The 17,273-nt window shown below is 70.5% G+C and carries 15 protein-coding genes and 1 tRNA gene; 12 read left to right on the forward strand and 4 right to left on the reverse strand.

The window, feature by feature from the left end; genetic code table 11:
• Positions 1-58 precede the first annotated feature (58 nt).
• Positions 59-964, reverse strand: a complete 906-nt coding sequence (locus DB32_RS04810) for a class I fructose-bisphosphate aldolase (RefSeq protein ID WP_053231242.1) — start codon at positions 962-964, stop codon at positions 59-61.
• Positions 965-1,564: 600 nt separating this feature from the next.
• Here DB32_RS04810 and DB32_RS04815 point away from each other — a divergent pair.
• The 4 genes from DB32_RS04815 to DB32_RS04830 all read left to right on the forward strand — a co-directional run bounded on the left by DB32_RS04815 (position 1,565) and on the right by DB32_RS04830 (position 5,573).
• Positions 1,565-1,650, forward strand: a tRNA-Ser gene (locus DB32_RS04815).
• Positions 1,651-2,440: 790 nt separating this feature from the next.
• Complete coding sequence (locus DB32_RS46400; protein WP_157068729.1) at positions 2,441-2,653, forward strand: hypothetical protein; 213 nt, start codon at positions 2,441-2,443, stop codon at positions 2,651-2,653.
• Between the two features lie 776 nt (positions 2,654-3,429).
• On the forward strand, positions 3,430-3,765 hold the full coding sequence (locus DB32_RS04825; RefSeq protein ID WP_157068730.1) for a response regulator: 336 nt from the start codon (positions 3,430-3,432) through the stop codon (positions 3,763-3,765).
• Between the two features lie 134 nt (positions 3,766-3,899).
• On the forward strand, positions 3,900-5,573 hold the full coding sequence (locus DB32_RS04830; protein WP_053231245.1) for a cation:proton antiporter: 1,674 nt from the start codon (positions 3,900-3,902) through the stop codon (positions 5,571-5,573).
• 48 nt (positions 5,574-5,621) lie between these two features.
• Here the strand turns inward: DB32_RS04830 and DB32_RS04835 are convergent, their stop codons facing one another.
• Positions 5,622-6,596 (reverse strand): TerC family protein, encoded by a 975-nt coding sequence (locus DB32_RS04835; protein ID WP_053231246.1) that lies wholly within the window; start codon positions 6,594-6,596, stop codon positions 5,622-5,624.
• A gap of 268 nt (positions 6,597-6,864) precedes the next feature.
• On the opposite strand from DB32_RS04835, the gene DB32_RS04840 reads away from it, so the two are divergent.
• The 3 genes from DB32_RS04840 to DB32_RS04850 all read left to right on the forward strand — a co-directional run bounded on the left by DB32_RS04840 (position 6,865) and on the right by DB32_RS04850 (position 9,010).
• The gene (locus DB32_RS04840) at positions 6,865-8,370 is read left to right on the forward strand and encodes a sensor histidine kinase (protein WP_169791342.1); all 1,506 of its coding nucleotides are present in this window, start codon (positions 6,865-6,867) and stop codon (positions 8,368-8,370) included.
• A gap of 126 nt (positions 8,371-8,496) precedes the next feature.
• A complete protein-coding gene (locus DB32_RS04845; RefSeq protein WP_157068731.1) occupies positions 8,497-8,697 on the forward strand; it encodes a hypothetical protein in 201 nt (66 codons plus the stop codon).
• A 70-nt stretch (positions 8,698-8,767) separates the two neighbouring features.
• Complete coding sequence (locus tag DB32_RS04850; RefSeq protein ID WP_053231249.1) at positions 8,768-9,010, forward strand: hypothetical protein; 243 nt, start codon at positions 8,768-8,770, stop codon at positions 9,008-9,010.
• A 19-nt stretch (positions 9,011-9,029) separates the two neighbouring features.
• Here the strand turns inward: DB32_RS04850 and DB32_RS04855 are convergent, their stop codons facing one another.
• Both DB32_RS04855 and DB32_RS46405 read right to left on the reverse strand, forming a co-directional pair.
• A complete protein-coding gene (locus tag DB32_RS04855) occupies positions 9,030-9,254 on the reverse strand; it encodes a hypothetical protein (protein WP_053231250.1) in 225 nt (74 codons plus the stop codon).
• An 83-nt stretch (positions 9,255-9,337) separates the two neighbouring features.
• The gene (locus DB32_RS46405; RefSeq protein ID WP_169791343.1) at positions 9,338-9,640 is read right to left on the reverse strand and encodes a hypothetical protein; all 303 of its coding nucleotides are present in this window, start codon (positions 9,638-9,640) and stop codon (positions 9,338-9,340) included.
• A 183-nt stretch (positions 9,641-9,823) separates the two neighbouring features.
• Here DB32_RS46405 and DB32_RS04865 point away from each other — a divergent pair, with 183 nt between their 5' ends.
• The 5 genes from DB32_RS04865 (at position 9,824) to galK (ending at position 17,177) form a co-directional block, all read left to right on the forward strand.
• Positions 9,824-10,378, forward strand: a complete 555-nt coding sequence (locus DB32_RS04865) for a hemerythrin domain-containing protein (RefSeq protein ID WP_053231252.1) — start codon at positions 9,824-9,826, stop codon at positions 10,376-10,378.
• A gap of 1,128 nt (positions 10,379-11,506) precedes the next feature.
• Positions 11,507-12,175, forward strand: coding sequence for a DUF4142 domain-containing protein (locus tag DB32_RS04870; RefSeq protein WP_083457146.1), 669 nt, complete (start codon positions 11,507-11,509; stop codon positions 12,173-12,175).
• A gap of 925 nt (positions 12,176-13,100) precedes the next feature.
• Entirely contained in the window at positions 13,101-14,981 is a 1,881-nt protein-coding gene (locus tag DB32_RS04875; RefSeq protein WP_053231254.1) for a glycoside hydrolase family 2 protein, read from the forward strand.
• A complete protein-coding gene (gene galT, locus DB32_RS04880; RefSeq protein WP_205627024.1) occupies positions 14,978-16,075 on the forward strand; it encodes a galactose-1-phosphate uridylyltransferase in 1,098 nt (365 codons plus the stop codon). The genes DB32_RS04875 and galT overlap by 4 nt, the downstream gene beginning before the upstream one ends.
• The gene (gene galK / locus DB32_RS04885) at positions 16,068-17,177 is read left to right on the forward strand and encodes a galactokinase (RefSeq protein ID WP_083457147.1); all 1,110 of its coding nucleotides are present in this window, start codon (positions 16,068-16,070) and stop codon (positions 17,175-17,177) included. Before galT ends, galK begins: the two co-directional genes overlap by 8 nt.
• Positions 17,178-17,273 lie beyond the last annotated feature (96 nt).

The following is a 17,273-nucleotide window of genomic DNA, read 5'->3' on the forward strand; positions in this document are numbered from 1 at the left end:
GAAAACGCCCCGCGACGTGTGTCGCGAGGCGTTCTCTCGAGAGACAGCGAGCGGCGAATCAACCCTTGAAGATCGCCATCACGTCCTGGAGGAGCTTCACCGCTTCCGCCTCCGGACGCTGGAACGCGTTGCGCCCCATGATCGAGCCGAAGGCGCCGCCCGCGTTGAGCTGACGGATCTCCTCGAGCAGGTCCGCCGTCGTCTTCGGCTCACCGCCCGAGAAGATGACGATGCGCTTGCCGTCGAAGCACGACTTCACGACGTGGCGCACGCGATCCGCGAGCGTGTCCTTCGGGATCTTCTCGTAGAACTTGCGGCGATCGTCGCCCTCGATGTGCGCCGTCGGCGGCTTCACCTTCACGACGTGCGCGCCGAGCTGGCAGGCGATGTGCGCGGCGTACGCGATCACGTCGAGGCCGGTCTCGCCCTCCTTGCTCATGTTGCCGCGCGCGTACGACCACATGATCGTCGGCAGGCCCGCCTTGCGCGCTTCGCGCGACATGTCGCGGATCTGCTCGTACATCTCGTTGCGGCCCGCCGAGCCCGGGTAGATCGTGAAGCCGATCGCCGAGCAGCCGAGGCGCAGCGCGTCCTCGACCGAGCTCGTGAGCGCCGACTGCGGCGACGCGGTCTTCGCGAGCAGGTCGCTGTTGTTGACCTTGAGGATCAGCGGCAGGCGACCGCCGTGCTTGTGGGCGACGGCCTCGATGAAGCCGAGCGGCGCCGCGTACGCGTTGCAGCCCGACTTGACCGCGAGGTACGCGTGGTACTCGGGGTCGTAGCCCTGCGGGTTCGGCTCGAACGAGCGACCCGGCCCGTGCTCGAAGCCCTGATCGACCGGCAGGATCACCATCTTGCCGGTGCCGGCGAGCGTGCCCGTGTGCATCAGGCGGCGGAGGTTGCCGATCACGCCCGGGTTCTCGCCCGCGTAGTTCGAAAGAATCCGCTCGACGACCTCGCTCATCGCTGTGCCTCCCTGTGGTCCCTTGGAGCGTCGCCCACATAGCACCCGCGATGGGCGCCCACAACGACGCAGGAAGACACTAGTGTCTCGTGATTGAGTGACGCAACGCCCATCCCCGGGCGGACCCCCGCGCTCGGGTGGGTTGGCGCCCCGCCGCGCGATGCAGGGGAGCGGGTCGAGCCGCGACGGATGAGGGGCGCCGCGCGCGTGGAAAGGGGGTGCGTCACGCGCGCGGTCGCCCACTTCGATTGGCGGTGAGCCCGTGCATCCGTCACGGCGCGTCGAGGACGTGCAGAGTTGCCGACTCCCGCTTTCGACGAGCGGTGATCGCGATACGAGCGGGGCTCATCGCGCGGAGCGCAGGGGGCGCGTCAGGCACGTTCCGACTGTCGCGCAGACATCGTGCTTCGACTCTGATCCACGGCGATCGGGAGAGTCGCAATCGTGGTGTCGATCGTCGCACCGCGCGCTCCGGCGCCGAACCCGGACGGCATCGCCGCTCCAGACACGATCGCGTGCGTCGTGGCCGGCGCACCGTCGCGCTCGACAGAGCGGCTCCTGGCAAGCCCCCACTCCTTCGTGCAATGGTTCCGCGCCTTCGGAGGAGTGGCCGAGTGGTCGAAGGCAGCGGTTTTGAAAACCGCCGTGGGCACCGCCCACCGGGGGTTCGAATCCCTCCTCCTCCGTACCGTTTCCCTCGGAAAAAATGGCCGATTCAGCGGCCGCACGGGACTGAACGCATCGCCAGTCGCTGGCGGTCGAATTCGGTCGCTGACGGGTGTTTTGCCCACCGACTTCCCACCCGGTGGGCAACGACCCGCGGGCGTCGATCGCACCAGCTAATTAGCGGCACCCTCGGGCGATCGACGGATGGATCGAAGCGCTGTGAACCTCGGCGTACGTGTCTCGTCGCCGCGTCGATCGCGCTCGGGCTCCTCGTCGGATGCAGCGGCTCGGGTCGCTCGAGCGAGTGTCCAGGAGGCCGCACGTCCGACGGCGACTGCTGTCGCACCGGATCCGCGTGCGGCGCATCGTGCATCTCGTGCTCGTACTCGTGTCGGCGTGCTGCGCCGCTCACGAGTGCCCTCGACGCTGGCGACTGACCGTGAGTCGCGAGGCTCGGCCGGCGAGGGCATCGTGACCCGCTATTGCGCGGATCCCGGCAGGCGAGCGCCACCCCACGCAGCGATCCCGGTGAGGGCCTCTCGGCGCGCACTCGCGCTCGAGCGCGGAATCGTGCGCGGACGTGGAACACCAAGGCGAGCGACCGCGGCCGGCCGGTCCCGCCTGATCGCTCAACGCTGATCGATCAGGCCGAGCAGCGCGCGCTCGCGGAGTGGTCAACCACGTGCGCGGTCCCGGGGCGGGGTGCTCGCGCAGTGGTCGGAGCGGTGGTGAGCCGCCGCGCGACTGCCTAGGTTCGACACCATGAGCAAAGACGAACGGATCGCCTTCCACGCGCGACATCGCGACGCATTGATCGCGCTGTGGGCCCGTGAGCCAGACCCCGCGAAGATGGTGTGCCTCGTGGACCCGGCGGATCAGTTCGGGAGCGCCGTCGCCGCGTCGATGCCCGGCGATGTCACGGGCACGTGGGTGGCTGCGATCGTCGATCGCGCTGAATTCGCGCGCGCGTTCTCCCGCGAGCTCGGCGCGAACGCGGCTCACCTCGCCGACCTGCCACTGTGAGACGTGCGTTCAACGGGCGCGTCGAACGCGCGCCCTCGCGGCGACTGCGGCCGTCTCGGCCTCGTGTGCGTAGAGCATCGCCGTCGAGGCGCTCGCGTGCTCGCTCCGCCACTTCGCGTCGCCCAGGGCGAGAATCGCCCGCTGAACGAGCGGTGCGAGCTGCGCGCGAGTCGCAGCCGAGCATGCGTCCAGCGCGGCCTCCGCGTCCGCGAGGGCGGCCGCTGCGCGCTCGAGCGCGTGTCGCACCTTTTCCTCGTCGCTCATCAGCGGACGACCTGGCGGAGAAGAGCGGGCGCGCACACGCGCGTGACCTGGTCCCCTCCTGGTGCCTCCACAACGTGCTGCGCCGACGCAGCGCGCGAAGCATTTTCCCGCTGCGACGGCGCAGCCGAGGTACTCGGCGTGATCCGGCCGTGCACCCTGGCGCTCTTCGTGAACCACGTCCCGCCCGTCCTTTCACTCGATATCGGAAGGGCACTGCGCCCGGGAGCTCGCGAAGATGCTCGTGGGCATGCGGCGAGCGTGCGGGTCGAGCGGCATCGCGACGGGCTCGCGGGCATCGAGACGCGGGTCACGGGCCCGGACGGGAACCCGACGCGCCGGGAATGAGCTGGTCCCCTCGGCGAGCCGACCGCGATCGCTCGAGCGGCGGCCCGCCAGGGGCCATCTGCGCGTAGGCCCCTGCGACGGCGGGTCAAAGTCTCCGCCAACGGTCCTTCTCGCGGACGACGATCCGGCCGCGTTGTGAGCATGTGCCGTACGCGGAGTCGCGCGGAATGCCGACGGTGCTCGTCGTCGATGACGATGACGACCAGCGGGAGCTGCTCGCAATCTGCATGCGGGAACACGCGTGCGTGGTGGACGCCTCGAGCGGAGAGCAAGCGCGCGCGCTACTCGGCGCGGTGCGCATCGATGCGCTCATCGCGTCGATCGAAGCTCCTGGCGTGGTCGAGTTCATCGACTCGCTGCGCGACACACCGGTCGTGCTCATCGCGACCGCATGGACGGAACGCATGCTTCGCTACGCGCACGAAGTGCGCGCGTCGATCCTGCAGCGTCCGCATGACATTCTCGACGTCATCCACGCCTCCGTGGCCGCAAGCGCGAAGTGACGAGCGCGCGCGGCCCTGGACTCGCGCTCCTGTTCGCGCTCGGCCTCGCGACCGATAGCTGGATTCACGAGAGGCAACGCGCTCGGATCGGGAACCCACGCCGTCACGCCTCCTGCATGCCGTGACCGAGGCCGATGCCGCCGCACTCCGACCTCATCATCACGCTCGCCGGCGCGCTCACGGCCGCGCTGGTGTTCGGTCTCGCCGCGCGCCGGCTCGGGCTCTCGCCGATCGTCGGATACCTCGTGGCCGGCGTCGTCGTCGGCCCGTTCACTGGGGGTGTCGTCGTCGATCGCGCGATCGCGGAGCAGCTCGCGGAGCTCGGCGTCGTCGTGCTGATGTTCGGCGTCGGCTTGCACTTCGGCGTGAAGGACCTCCTCGCGGCGCGTTTCGTCGCGCTGCCGGGAGCGCTGATCCAGGTCGCAGTCGCCACGCTGCTCGGCGCGGCAGTCGCGTGGGCGAGCGGGTGGAGCCTCGGAGCCGGTGTGGTGCTCGGGATCGCGATCTCGGTCGCGAGCACGGTGCTCCTCACGCGCGTGCTCGCCGACCACGATGCGTTGCACACCGATGCAGGACGCATCGCGGTGGGTTGGCTCCTCGTCGAGGACCTGCTCACGGTGCTCGTGCTCGTCGTGCTCCCGGTCGTCACGGAGCGCGACGCGCGAGGCGCGTCGGACCTCGTGCTCGCCCTCGGCGCGGCGGCGATCAAGGTCACGCTCCTCGTCGCGTTCACCGCGCTCGCGGGGCGCCGTCTGATCCCCGCGCTGCTCGAGCGCGTCGCGCGGATGCGGTCGCGCGAGCTCTTCACGCTGAGCGTGCTCGTGCTCGCGCTGGGGATCGCCGTGGGATCGTCACTCGTGTTCGGCGCGTCGTTCGCGCTCGGTGCGTTCCTCGCGGGAATGGTGGTCGGGCAGTCCGAGGCGAGCGCGCGCGCGGCCTCGGAAGCGCTTCCGATGCGCGACGCCTTCGCCGTCCTCTTCTTCGTGTCGGTCGGCATGCTCTTCGAGCCCTCCGCAGTGCTCGCCAACCTGCCGCTGACCCTCGCGGTGGCTGCGATCGTGCTCGTCGCGAAGCCGCTCACGGCATACGCCGTCGTGCGCGTCCTCCGTGCGCCGCACCGCACCGCGCTCGTGATCGCGCTCGCTCTCGCGCAGATCGGTGAGTTCTCGTTCGTGCTCATCGCGCTCGCGAACGACCTCGGTGTCGTGCCGCGCGAGGCGACGCAGGTCGTCGTGGCGACATCGCTGATCTCGATCACGCTGTGCCCCATCGCGTTCCGCGTGTTCGCAGGAGGGCGGCTGGGCGGCAGTGGTGAGCATGCGGACCGCCGCGCCGTGATCGCGGGACAAGGCGCGGTCGGCGTCGCCGTGACTCGGATGCTGCGCGAGCGCGGCGTCGAACCGACCGTGATCGACCTCGACCAGCGCGTCGTCCGCGCGCTCCAGCGCGAGGGAATCCACGCGGTGCACGGCGACGCGTCGAAGCGCGAGATCCTCGAACGCGCCGGGGTACCCGCGGCATCGGTCGTGGTCGTCACGGTGGCGAGCGCGGAAGCCGAAGCGGTGCTCGAGTCGGCACGCTTGCTCACCCCCGACGGGACCGTGCTCGTTCGGCTATCGGATCTCGCCGACGCGCCGGGCGCGCGCGCCGCGGGAGCGGGCGTGATCGACGTCGATCACGCGCACGCCGCACGCGAGATGACGGCGCGCGTGCTCGCGCTCCTCGGCACACCGACGACCCGTCATGCGTCCACCGCAGCGCGCCAGGTCGACGTCGCTCCGCCGCGCGACCCCGTCGGGACGTCGTGAGCGCGCGGATCGCCCGAGCGACGCGGGCGCGTTCACGCCGCGTGGCGCTCACGCCGCGCTCGGCGTGCCGGCGCCCGGGCGCGCTTCCGTCGTGTGGCGTGCCCTGCGAGTCCGCACCATCGACGCGATGATCGAGCCCGCGAGCAGCACCGTGATCACCGCGAGCGACGCGAGCACCGGGATGTGCACCAGGTCCGTCACGACCATCTTCACGCCGACGAACACCAACACGAGCGCGAGCCCCGGCTGGAGGTAGTGGAATCGCTCCGCCATGCCCGCGAGGACGAAATAGAGCGAGCGCATTCCCATGATCGCGAAGATGTTCGACGTGAAGACGATGAACGGATCGTCGGACACCGCGAACACCGCGAGGATCGAATCGACCGCGAAGACGACGTCGGTTGCCTCGATCATCAGGAGCACGAGGAAGAACGGTGTCGCCTTCCGCACGCCGTCTTCGATCGCGAAGAGCTTCTGGCCGTGGTCGGCGCGCGTCGTCGGGATGATCCGGCGCACGAGGCGATACGCGCGGCTCCGCTCGGGATGCGGCTCCTTGTTGGGGCGCGAGAGCATCCGCGCGCCGCTGAGCACCAGCACGACACCGAACACGTAGACGACCCACCCGACGTGCGCGAGGAGCCAGGTGCCGCCGAAGATCATGGCCGCGCGCATCACGAGCGCGCCGAGGATCCCCCACGTGAGCAGCCGGTGCTGGTGGACGGGAGGGACCGCGAATGCGGTGAAGATGGCGTAGAAGACGAAGAGGTTGTCGACCGAGAGCGCCTTCTCGAGCACGTATCCGGTGAGGAAGGCCTGCCCGAGCTCGCTTCCCCAATGCAGGAACACGAACGCGCAGAATCCGAGCGCGAGCGCGACCCATACGCCGCTCCAGATCGCCGCCTCCCGAATCGTGATCGCGTGCGCCTTCTTGCTGAACACGCCGAGGTCGAGCACGAGCATCGCGACGATGAACGCGACGAAGAGGGCCCAGATGAGCGGGGAACCCACGGTCGGCAGACCCATCCCACGCACATAGGCCCCGACCGTCGGCTCCGCGCTCGGTCAGGCCTCGCGCGCGAGCACCACCTGCTGCGGATCGCGCGACGTGGCGGGGCGACCCCGATGCCGAGAGCGCTTCGGTTCGTGACTCCGGAATGGCCGGTGCAGTTTCGAGCGCGTGATGAGATCCGTGGACGCGTCGCGCGATGACGTGGACTTGCAGCGCTGGCTCGACCGCGCGCGGGAGCTCTCCGCGGCACGCGGCCTGAGCTCGCCGGATACGCGGGACGTCGTGCCTGCGCTCCTGGATGCGATCCTCGCGGCGAAAGACGTGGAGCACGAGCCGGCGGTGCTGGCCCTGCTCGGCGAGCACCTCGGGAGCCGCGTGCGCGGAGGGCATCCGCTCGCCGAGATCATCGAAGAGCTCGCCGCGCTGACGCGCGGGGTCACGCAAGCGTGGGCCGAGCTGCCTCCCGCTCGACGCCCGAAGACCGCACAGCTCGATCGTGTGCTCGGCGGGTTGGAGAAGAGCGTCGCGTGGGTGGGCGCCACGTTCGAGGCGCACATGCGAGACGACGAGCAGCGTGACAAACGCGCGGCGCGTCGTCTCGAGCGAGAGGCGCGTGCGGCCTCCGCGGGTGCCGAGTCGATCGAGGCGCTGGGCGAGCGCCTGCTCGCGGTGGTCATGGACGAGATGGGCTGCGACGCGAGCGCGATCCTGCTCTACGACGCAGCCAGCTCGCAGCTCGTCGAGGTCGCCGCGGCGGGTCGCGCGCGCGAGGCGCTCGGGCGCGAGGTCGTCGACATCACGTCCAAGACGTTCGCCGCCGAGGTCGCGCGTGCTGACGCGCCCACGACGGGCGTGGAGGACATCGCGTCGAGCGCGCTCGACGCCAGCCCGGCGCTCCGAGCGAGCGGCATCCACGCGATGCTCGGTGTTCGGCTGCCGGCGCGGGCGAAGCTGCTGGGCGTGCTCTACGTCGGCATGGCGCGCCCGCAGGTGTTCGGCAGTCGCGAGATCCGACGGCTCGAGATGCTCGCAGAGCGACTGCTCGTCCACCTCGAGACCGCGCACCTGCAGCACGAGCTGCGCGCGTCGGTCGACGCGCTCCGCGCAGAGCGCGCGACGCGCGAGCGGTTCGTGTCCTTGCTCGTCCACGACCTGCGAACCCCGCTCTCGAGCGCGAAGATGAGCGCCCAGCTGCTCGCGAAGCTGCTCGAGGGGGACGAGGGTCGGCGCGCGGACCTCACGACCCGCATCGTCCGCAACGTCGACCGCGCGGATCGCATGCTGCGCGACCTGCTCGACGTGAGCCGCATGCAGGCGGGCGGTTCGCTGCCGGTGCGACGCGCACCGGCCGATCTGCTCGAGGTCGTGCAGGCGGTGGTCGCCGAGCTCCCGGCGTCGGTCGCGGCGCGGATCACGGTCCACGTCGATCACGTGCGCGGGCTGTGGGATCGTCACGAGCTCGAGCGCGCGCTCGGGAACCTCGTCGTGAACGCGCTGAAGTACGGCGAGCCCGCGGAGCCGGTCACGATTCGCACCGCGACCGAGGGGGGGCTCGCGCGGCTCTCGGTCCACAACGCCGGAGAGCCGCTCGATCCGGCTCAGCGCGCGCGCATCTTCGAGCCGTTCGTGCAGCAGGGGGAAGGTCGCGGGTGGGGACTGGGCCTCGCGCTGGTGCGCGCCTGCGCGCAGGCGCACGGCGGGCGCGCCCTCGTCGAGAGCGACGCCGCGCGCGGGACGACGTTCACGATCGAGCTGCCGCTCGCGCCGGCGTCGGAGGCGGCGCGCTGACGGCCTGGAACGATGATCAGACTCGCAGCCCGAACGGTGGGGAGGTTCTCCGCAGCGCGCGCCGCGCTGTCGCGCTCCGTTTGAGCGGCATGACGCTCGTTCTGCACACCCTAGAACGAGCCGGCGATGGGAAGTTACTGGATGGTCGAGCGCGTGACGCACGGCATGCGGCAGTGGCTGTGCCGATGGGGCGAGTGCTTCTCGGAATGGACCTCGTACGCAACTGCGGGCGATCGTTGGCGCACGCGGCAGGCCGCGCAGCAGTTCGCGGACCGCTGGCCCGGCGCGTTCGTCACCGAGCACGAGGAGATGCGCCCCCAGCCGTAGTCCGCTCGCGCCGCGTCCGCGTCGGCGAACAGGCTGCGCGCGCGCGCGTCGCCAGCTAGCATCGCGAGCCGTGGAGCGCTGGGACTTCCTGCGGCGGCTCATCGTGATCACCGCGCTCGTGGAAGCTCGCGACGTCACGGGAGCGAAGCGCGAGCTCGCAACGTTGCGGGGCCGCATGGACGACACCGCACGATCGCGACAGCTCGAGACGGTCCACGCCGATGCGTGGGGTTTGGAGCCGGCCCCGGCGACGTTCGGGGAGGCGTTGGACCGCGTCGAGGCCCTCGTCGCAGCGATCGAGCTCGAGCGCTGAACCGACGCCGGCTGTTCAATCAGCCGTTCGCAGCCCGGCCCAGGAGGCCGCCTCGCAGCGGTCGCGACGCGAGCTCGAGCACCGCGCGCATCTCGCGCTCACCAACGAGCAGCACGAGCCCTGGCGCGCGCTCGCGCAGCACGCGCTCGAGGCGCGCGCGATCGAAGAACGGGGCGTAGTCGAACGCCATCTCGACGAGGCGACGACGCGCCGCGATGCGGCGTGCGAGCGTGCGACGCTTCATGCGAAGACGTGAGCATGCGCGCGGCACCCGTGCCAGTCAGCCGCTCCCGCACCTCGTCGGGGTTCCCCTGACTCCAGAGGGCGTCACAGAAGGCGATCCAGCAGCTCGACGCGCGGATGCGCGAGCTCGGGCGCGTCACGTCCGCTGCCGCGCGCACGCTCGCGAGCTTCGACACCGAGGGTGATCGCCTGCGCGACGGCGACCTGCAGCGCGCGCCGTCGTGCGTCCGTGGCGTCGTGAACGTCATATGCGAGCGAGTCGGCGAGCGAACGAATGGCGTCGACGCGCGCATCCCACCGGGCGGCAGCTCGATGGGCGCCCCATCGTCGTTCGTCACGAGCGATCGAAGCGACCGGTACGATGGGGTCCGCGACCACGACCACCATCCTTGATGCGGACGTTACGCCGCGTGCGCTCGCGACCCGGCGGCGCAGGGCCTCGCGACCGCCAGACATCTCGAGCCATCGCTTCGTTTGCGACCCTCCGCTCTGAATGCGCGAGGAGATCGTGTACGGGCACGCACGTCGCACAGCGCACCGCGTTCGCGGCGACGCGACACGAGGAGAACCATGCAGCAGACGATCATCCACCGGCAGCAGCACGACCACGACGAGCTAGAGCTGCTGATCGAGCGCTACGAACGCGCGCCGGCCGCGCGTCGCCCGGACACGTTCCGCCACATCGTGAAGCTCGTCACGACGCACGCCTTCGCGGAAGAGGAGGTGCTCTTCCCGACGGCTCGCGGGCTCGGAGGCCCGGGCGAGCTCATCACCGCCGAGATCGAGTCCGAGCACCAGCGCATCAACGAGCTCTTTGTCGAGATGGAGAGCGCGCACCCGGGTGAGCCTGAGTTCGAGCGTCGCGCCATCGAGCTCTTCGGCCTCTTGCGCAAGGACGTCGCCGATGAAGAGAACCGGCTGTTGCCGTTCCTCGCGAGCGCGCTGAGCACGCGCGAGCTGCAGCGCGTCGGCAAACTGTGGGCGGCGGCGAAGAAGACTGCTCCGAATCGCGCGCATCCGCGCATCCCGCGGCGCCCGCCTGGCAACGTCCTCGCAGGCCTTCCGCTCGCGATCGTCGATCGCGTCCGCGACCTGTTCGCGCGATGGCGGCACGCGCCGCAATGAGCTCGTCAGCGACTCTGATGCGGTGCCGTTCGCGACCGAACCGAGGCATGCGCGATGGGCGCTCCACCGCGACGGGCTCGCCTGAACGACACCTGCCGCTCGCCCGCGACCACGCACGGTTTGTATTTACGCAGTCGGCCATGGCGAACGACAAGCGGCACCTGGACTGCGCAACTCCCGAGGCTCGAGTCGATCGAGGGAATCGACGGAGTACGCGCGAAGATGATCGCCGACGCGCGGCCGCTCGGATTCCTGGGAGTAGGTCGAAGAGAGCGACGGAATCGTGCGGTGCTCACCGAGAAGGTCCGCGAACGCGCCGAGCTCGCGGCGGCGGGGACGCGACGCTCCAAGGCGATCACGACGCGTCGGGCTGCGCGCGTCGCGAATGCGCCTGCGGGCGACGACGAGGCGCGTACGGACAGTCAGGAGGACGACGAAGACGACGACGAGCACGGTAGAGGACCTCGTCGAGGCGCGAGCGCGAGCACCTGCGGTCGGACGTGGCGGCGGATTGATGCCGGGAATCCTCGGGGGCAGACGCGTCCGCAGGCGCCTCAGTCATCGTCGCGTCCCCACGATTCGAGGCACGCATCTCTCATTGCGCACCGAGGTCGGCTCGCCACCCAAGCCACGACGTGCAATGCGAGCGTCAGGATCGCAAGCGCCCAGAACATCGTAGCTCTCTCGTGCATAGCAACCTCTGGTGCGGATGCCGCAACGTGCGTGCCGTATTCGGCGCGAACGACGCCGATGCCAACGCGTACCCGCGCTGGCCGCGCCGGCGCAGCGACCGGTCGGGACAACAGCTGGGTGGGACGCGCGCCGTATGCGACCTCCGGAAAGAGCGGCCAATCCAGCGCTCGAGTCGACGTCGACCTCGACTGGCGCCGCGGGTCAGCCCCTATCCGCTGCCGCGCGCCCTGTCAGGGACCATGCGATGGCCCAGTGGGGCTGTATGGGGGACCGCTCTGGAGCGGCGACGCCGCAGCGCCCAGGCCTGTGGATTCGCGCGCCATGCACTCTCGCGGGCGCGTCCGTGCGGAGAAGTCCGTGACCACGCGCCGCCGACCGGCGGCTCTTCGCGTCGTGCGCTCGCGCCTAGTTCGTGGCGCATAGAAGGAGCGTGCGATGACGAGAGCTTCGACGACACGTTGGCTCGCGATGATCGCGGCAGCGGCAGTGCTGACCGCCTGCGGAGACGACGACGGCGACTCCGAACTGGGCGACGCCAGCACTCGGCTCGATGCGGCGATCGCCGATGCGGGCGGCACCGACGCCGGCGCGACCGACGCTTCGCGCGCCGACGGCGGGGCGGGCGATGCCGCGAACGACGGCGGCGGAGCGCTGAGCGAGCCGCAGAGCGCCGCGGTCGTCAGCGCGATCAACGCGGGAGAGATCGCTGCGGCGATGCTCGCGGAGACGCGCGCCGATGCGAGGGACGTGCAGCAGTACGCCGACCTGATGATCGAAGAGCACACCGCGGCTCAAGAGATGCTCGACGCGTGGCTCGAGTCGGAGTCCGTCACGCCGGCGCCCAACCCGGTGAGCATGATGGTCGAGATGGAGGCGGCGACCGTCCGGACCATGCTGATGCCGCTCGATGGAGCGGCCTTCGATCGTGCGTACATGCAATCGCAGGTCACGATGCACACCGATGCTCTGATGCTCATCGACACGCGGCTCATCCCCGGAGCGACGGGCGAGCTCCGGACGCTGCTGATGGGGCTCCGAGCGGACGTCGTGGTGCACCTCGAGACGGCGGAAGAGATCCTGGGCGAGCTGCCGGCGGCGCCCTGAATCGCTGCTCGCGCGCTCCGATGAAGCGAGCTCGGCGCGCACGATGCGCGCGATCGCCTCGCGATCGGTGGGGCGAAGTGGCGCGCCGGGCGAGCGGTATGCCGGAGCTGCTCGATCCCATCGCGCACACGCGCGCGATCGAGACGGACCGGTGTCGCTCCCGCCGACCGGTACGCTCGTCAGACCGGGGACCTGCCGGGGCGTCGACGAGACCCGCGGCTCAGGGTCTACCCTCGTGCACGTGGCCCGGCGAGACGACGCGCGCCACGCTCGCTCGAGCTGCGACGCTGCTCGACGACGCACGTGCGATGCTCGACGACGACACGGGAGCGCAGCGGGCGTCAATCGCGCTCGGGACAGGCATCGAGGCGCCGCCATCTCACGAGCGCGACGACGCGCGACGTCACCGACCCCTCCGACGAAGGCGCGCGAGATGACGCATCGGGAGCACACCCGCGCAACAACGCGATGCCTCCAGCTCGTCGCTCGCGGCATCGCCGGCCGCCCAGGAGGACGACTGGTATTCGACGAGCTCGAGCGTCACGTCCGACTTCTCCGGGAGGTCAGTCGGCTCGTCGACGAGGAGTCGACCTCGGCGCACCACACCCCGCACACGCTGCATGGAGCCCCGCCTCGCTCACGGCGTGCCATCGGACAGCGCGGTCACGCGCCATCGTGGCCCGAGCAGCAGATTCCGGCCGCTCTCGAGCTGTACGCGCGGCGCCGGACGACGGGGCTGCGCAGAGCAGCCAATCACGCGTGCTCGTGAGAACGCACCCGTGCGTAGCGAGATCGTGCGCCTCGGACGCTCGCGTGTCCGTGCGCGCGGATCGCGCCATCACCGCGCGCACCTCGACAAGCGCGGCGGAGATTCGCGGACCGGGGGTTGCAACCGCACCGAGCCCCCGCGCGCCGGAGGGACGTCATGGCCGAGCGCCACCTGGACAGGATCGTTCATCGACGGAGTGCGCCGCCGGCCGACGCGCTGGCGGAGGTCGCGGAGCGTGGCTATCCGCGCCCTCTCCTGCGCCGCGCGGACTGGACCTCACTCGACGGAGAATGGGAGCTCGCGATCGACGCGGAGGGGCGCCATCGCACCTCGTCGGAGGTGCAGTTCGACCGGCGCATCGTCGTGCCGTTCTCGCCGGAGACGACGAAGAGCGGAATCGGCGACACGGGTCTCTACGACGTGCTCTGGTACCGGCGCCTCGTGCACATCCCCGAGCTCGCGCACGGACAGCGCCTGATCCTGCACTTCGGCGCAGTCGACTATCGCGCGAGCCTGTGGGTCAACGGCTCGCTCACGATCCGGCACGAAGGTGGATACACGCCCTTCTCCGCCGACATCACGGAGCACGTCAGCAGCGGCGAAGAGGCAGAGATCGTCCTGCGCGCGGAGGACGATGCCTCGGAGCTGTGCAAGCCGCGTGGAAAGCAGGACTGGAAGCTCGAGCCGCACTCGATCTGGTATCCGCGAACCACCGGAATCTGGCAGACGGTCTGGATGGAGCGCGTGCCGGAGACGCGCGTCACCGCGCTTCGGTTCAAGACGAACCTCGAGCGCTGGGAGGTCGCGGTCGAGGCGCACGTGCTCTCGAGGATCCCGCGTCCGCTGCGGCTCGCGGTCCTGATCCGCTCGGGCGACCTCGTGCTCGCCGACGACGTCTACTCCGTCGCGGCGGGCGAGGTACATCGGCGCATCAGCCTCTCCGACCCCGGCATCGACGACTTCCGCAACGAGCTCTTGTGGAGCCCCGAGGCGCCCCGGCTGCTCGACGTCCACGTGACGCTGATCGACGACGACGACGGCGCGGTGGTCGATCGCGTCACGAGCTACACCGCTCTGCGCTCGTTCCAGATCGAGGGAGATCGTTTCCTGTTGAACGGGCGACCGTACCGACTCCGGATGGTTCTCGACCAGGGCTATTGGCCCGAGACGGGTCTCACTGCGCCCGACGACGCCGCGCTGCGGCGCGACGTGGAGCTCACGAAAGCGCTCGGGTTCAACGGCGCACGCAAGCACCAGAAGATCGAAGACCCGCGCTATCTCTACTGGTGCGACCGACTCGGTCTGCTGGTGTGGGAAGAAATGCCGAGCGCGTATCGATTCACGCGTCGGTCGGTCGAGCGGCTCACGAAGCAGTGGCTTGAGGTGCTCGCGCGCGACGTCGCGCACCCGTGCATCGTCGCGTGGGTTCCGTTCAACGAGTCATGGGGCGTGCCGAACCTCCCCGACAGCCCGGCCGAGCGGCACGCCGTGGAAGCGCTCTATCATCTGACGAAGACGATCGATCCGACGCGCCCGGTGGTCGGCAACGACGGCTGGGAGGCCGTCGCGACCGACGTGATCGGGATCCACGACTACGATGCTCGCCCGGAGCGAATCGCCGAACGTTATCGCGAGCACGAGCGCATTCCTGTGCTCTTCAAGCGCGAGCGGCCGGGTGGGCGCGCGCTCGTGCTCGGCGCGACGCCCCGCGCCGAGCATCCGATCGTGCTCAGCGAATTCGGCGGGATCGCGCTGAATCGCGATCCGAAGCTGTGGGGCTATTCGTGCGCGGACGGGCCCGAGGACTTCGAGCGTCGATATGCCGCGCTCATGCGTGTCGTCCTCGCGCTCCCGGTGCTCGCAGGGTTCTGCTACACGCAGCTCACCGACACCTATCAAGAGGCAAACGGCCTCTTGTTCATGGATCGCACTCCGAAGATCCCGATCGAGCGACTCGCGGAGATCATGCGCGGCGACGGCGACATGCCGCCTGCGCCGGGCGGCGCGATGACCGAGCGCCACGAGGCGCCGCGGTGACGCGCGTGATGCACAAGCGGTCGGTCTCGAAGCCCGACGGCCGTGCGATGCACCTCTATGCGCACGCGCCGGTGACGATCGAGGGCGACGTCCCCGTTCCGCCCGGCGCTGCGCCGACGCCGAGCCCCCACCTGCGATGGCATCCGCTCCGCGGCGAGTGGGTCGCGTACGCCGGCCATCGACAGCACCGCACGTTCCTGCCGCCGCCCGAGTGGGATCCGCTCGCGCCGACGGTCGACCCCGACGCGCCGACCGAGGTGCCGCGCGGCACCTGGGAGATCGCGGTGTTCGAGAATCGCTTCCCCACGCTGTTCGGCGGCTCTCACGAACGCCCCGAGCTGATCGTCGAGACCGCACCGGGCCGCGGCGCGTGCGAGGTCGTCGTGTATCAGCAGGAGGCGACGGGCTCGTTGGGCGCGCTGCCGCTCCCGCGCATCGAGATGCTGATCGATGTCTGGGCCGATCGCACCGCAGAGCTCGGCGCGCGCGACGACGTCGCGTACGTCTTCCCGTTCGAGAACCGCGGGGTCGAGGTCGGCGTCACGCTGCACCACCCTCACGGACAGATCTACGCGTACCCGTTCGTGCCGCCGAGCGCAGCGCGCGAGCTCGAGCAGCAGCGCGCGTATCTCCACGAGCGCGGGCGCGGGCTGCTCGAGCGCATGATCGAGCGGGAGCTCGTCGATGGCCGGCGCGTGCTCTACGACGGCGAGGGCGCAGTCGCGTTCGTGCCGGCGTGCGCGCGTTGGGCGTACGAGGTGTGGGTCGCCCCGCGCCGCCCGGCTCCGCGCTTCGACGATCTCGAGCGCGCGGAGCGTCGCGACCTCGCGCGCGCGCTCAAGACGGTGCTGCTCAAGCTCGACGGGCTGTGGAGCGCGCCGATGCCTTACATGCTCGTGTTCCATCAGGCGCCGAGCGATGGCGCGCTGCATCCGGAGGCCCACTTGCACGCGGAGATCTATCCGGCGCTACGCCTCCCGGGACGTCTCAAGTACCTCGCCGGCAGCGAGATCGGCGCCGGCGTGTTCACCGCGGACACGTTCCCGGAGGAGAAGGCCGCGGAGCTGCGCGCGATCGAGGTTCGTCTTGCGTGACACCGAGCGGGGGGAGGCCGCGTTTGCGGCGCGCGCAGAGGGCGTGCTCGGGCGAGCGCCCGACGTCGTCGTGAGCGCGCCCGGACGCGTGAACCTCATCGGAGAGCACACCGACTACAACGACGGATTCGTGCTGCCGACGGTGATCCCGCAGCGCACGTTCATCGCGGTCTCGCGACGCGACGGGTCACACGTGCGCGCGCACAGCGAGACCCTCGGGGGCGACGACGGCTACGAGCTCGGACGCGAGGCGCGCGTCGGGCGCTGGATCGACTACCTGCAGGGCGTGACGCACTCACTCGCGAAGAGCGGGCGCGTCCTTCGCGGGTTCGATGTCGTCGTCGCGTCGGACGTGCCGGTCGGGAGCGGGCTCTCGTCGAGCGCGGCGCTCGAGGTCGCGATGATGCGGGCGCTGCGCGCGACGTTCGAGCTGGAGCTCGACGACGTCGAGCTCGCGAGGCTCGCGCAGCGCGGCGAGAACGAGATCGTCGGTGCGCCCGTCGGCATCCTCGATCCATTGGCGTGCTCGCTCGGCGAGATCGGCTCGGCGCTCTTCGTCGACACGCGCTCGCTCGGGTCCGAGCGCATCGTGATCCCGCGAGCCGTCGAGCTGGTCGTCGTCGACTCGGGGGTCGCGCATGATCACGTGCAGGGCGGATATCGTGAACGTCGCGCGCAGTGCGAGGAGGCCGCGCGTCGGCTCGGCGTGCGCGCGCTGCGTGACGTCGGCGAGGACGATCTCGCGCGCATCGCGTCGCTGCGTCCGCCGCTCGATCGCCGCGCGCGGCACGTCGTGACCGAGAACGCGCGGGTGCTGCGCGCCGTGGACGCGATGCGGCGCGACGACGTGCACACGCTCGGCGCGCTCTTCGACGCCTCGCACGAATCGATGCGCGACGACTTCGAGGTCTCGGTGCCTCGGGTCGATCGTCTCGTCGAGCGCGCGAAGGCGCACCCCGAAGTGATCGGCGCGCGACTCACGGGCGGCGGGTTCGGCGGCGCGATCGTCGCGCTCGCACGCGCCGGGCACGGCGCAGACGCTGCGAGCGCGATCGCCGCGGAGCCCGGTGCCCGCGCGCTGGTTCCTCCGCCGCCGCGCTGAGTCGCTTTCGCGCCCGCGGAAGGCACGGCTGCGGTGCGTGCGCGTGTCGGCACGACCGCGCGCACGACGCTGCGCCCCGCAGACTCGGCAACGCGC

Source organism: Sandaracinus amylolyticus (genome assembly GCF_000737325.1).
Classification (GTDB): domain Bacteria; phylum Myxococcota_A; class Polyangia; order Polyangiales; family Sandaracinaceae; genus Sandaracinus; species Sandaracinus amylolyticus.

Excerpts from the sequence above, each read along its gene's own strand:
- DB32_RS04845 (WP_157068731.1), top strand. The coding sequence starts at position 8,497 with ATGGGAAGTTACTGGATGGTCGAGCGCGTGACGCACGGCATGCGGCAG.
- DB32_RS04830 (WP_053231245.1), top strand. The coding sequence starts at position 3,900 with ATGCCGCCGCACTCCGACCTCATCATCACGCTCGCCGGCGCGCTCACG.
- DB32_RS04825 (WP_157068730.1), top strand. The coding sequence starts at position 3,430 with ATGCCGACGGTGCTCGTCGTCGATGACGATGACGACCAGCGGGAGCTG.
- DB32_RS04810 (WP_053231242.1), bottom strand. The coding sequence starts at position 964 with ATGAGCGAGGTCGTCGAGCGGATTCTTTCGAACTACGCGGGCGAGAAC.
- DB32_RS04835 (WP_053231246.1), bottom strand. The coding sequence starts at position 6,596 with ATGGGTCTGCCGACCGTGGGTTCCCCGCTCATCTGGGCCCTCTTCGTC.
- DB32_RS04855 (WP_053231250.1), bottom strand. The coding sequence starts at position 9,254 with ATGAAGCGTCGCACGCTCGCACGCCGCATCGCGGCGCGTCGTCGCCTC.
- DB32_RS04870 (WP_083457146.1), top strand. The coding sequence starts at position 11,507 with ATGACGAGAGCTTCGACGACACGTTGGCTCGCGATGATCGCGGCAGCG.
- DB32_RS04875 (WP_053231254.1), top strand. The coding sequence starts at position 13,101 with ATGGCCGAGCGCCACCTGGACAGGATCGTTCATCGACGGAGTGCGCCG.
- DB32_RS04865 (WP_053231252.1), top strand. The coding sequence starts at position 9,824 with ATGCAGCAGACGATCATCCACCGGCAGCAGCACGACCACGACGAGCTA.
- DB32_RS46405 (WP_169791343.1), bottom strand. The coding sequence starts at position 9,640 with ATGGTGGTCGTGGTCGCGGACCCCATCGTACCGGTCGCTTCGATCGCT.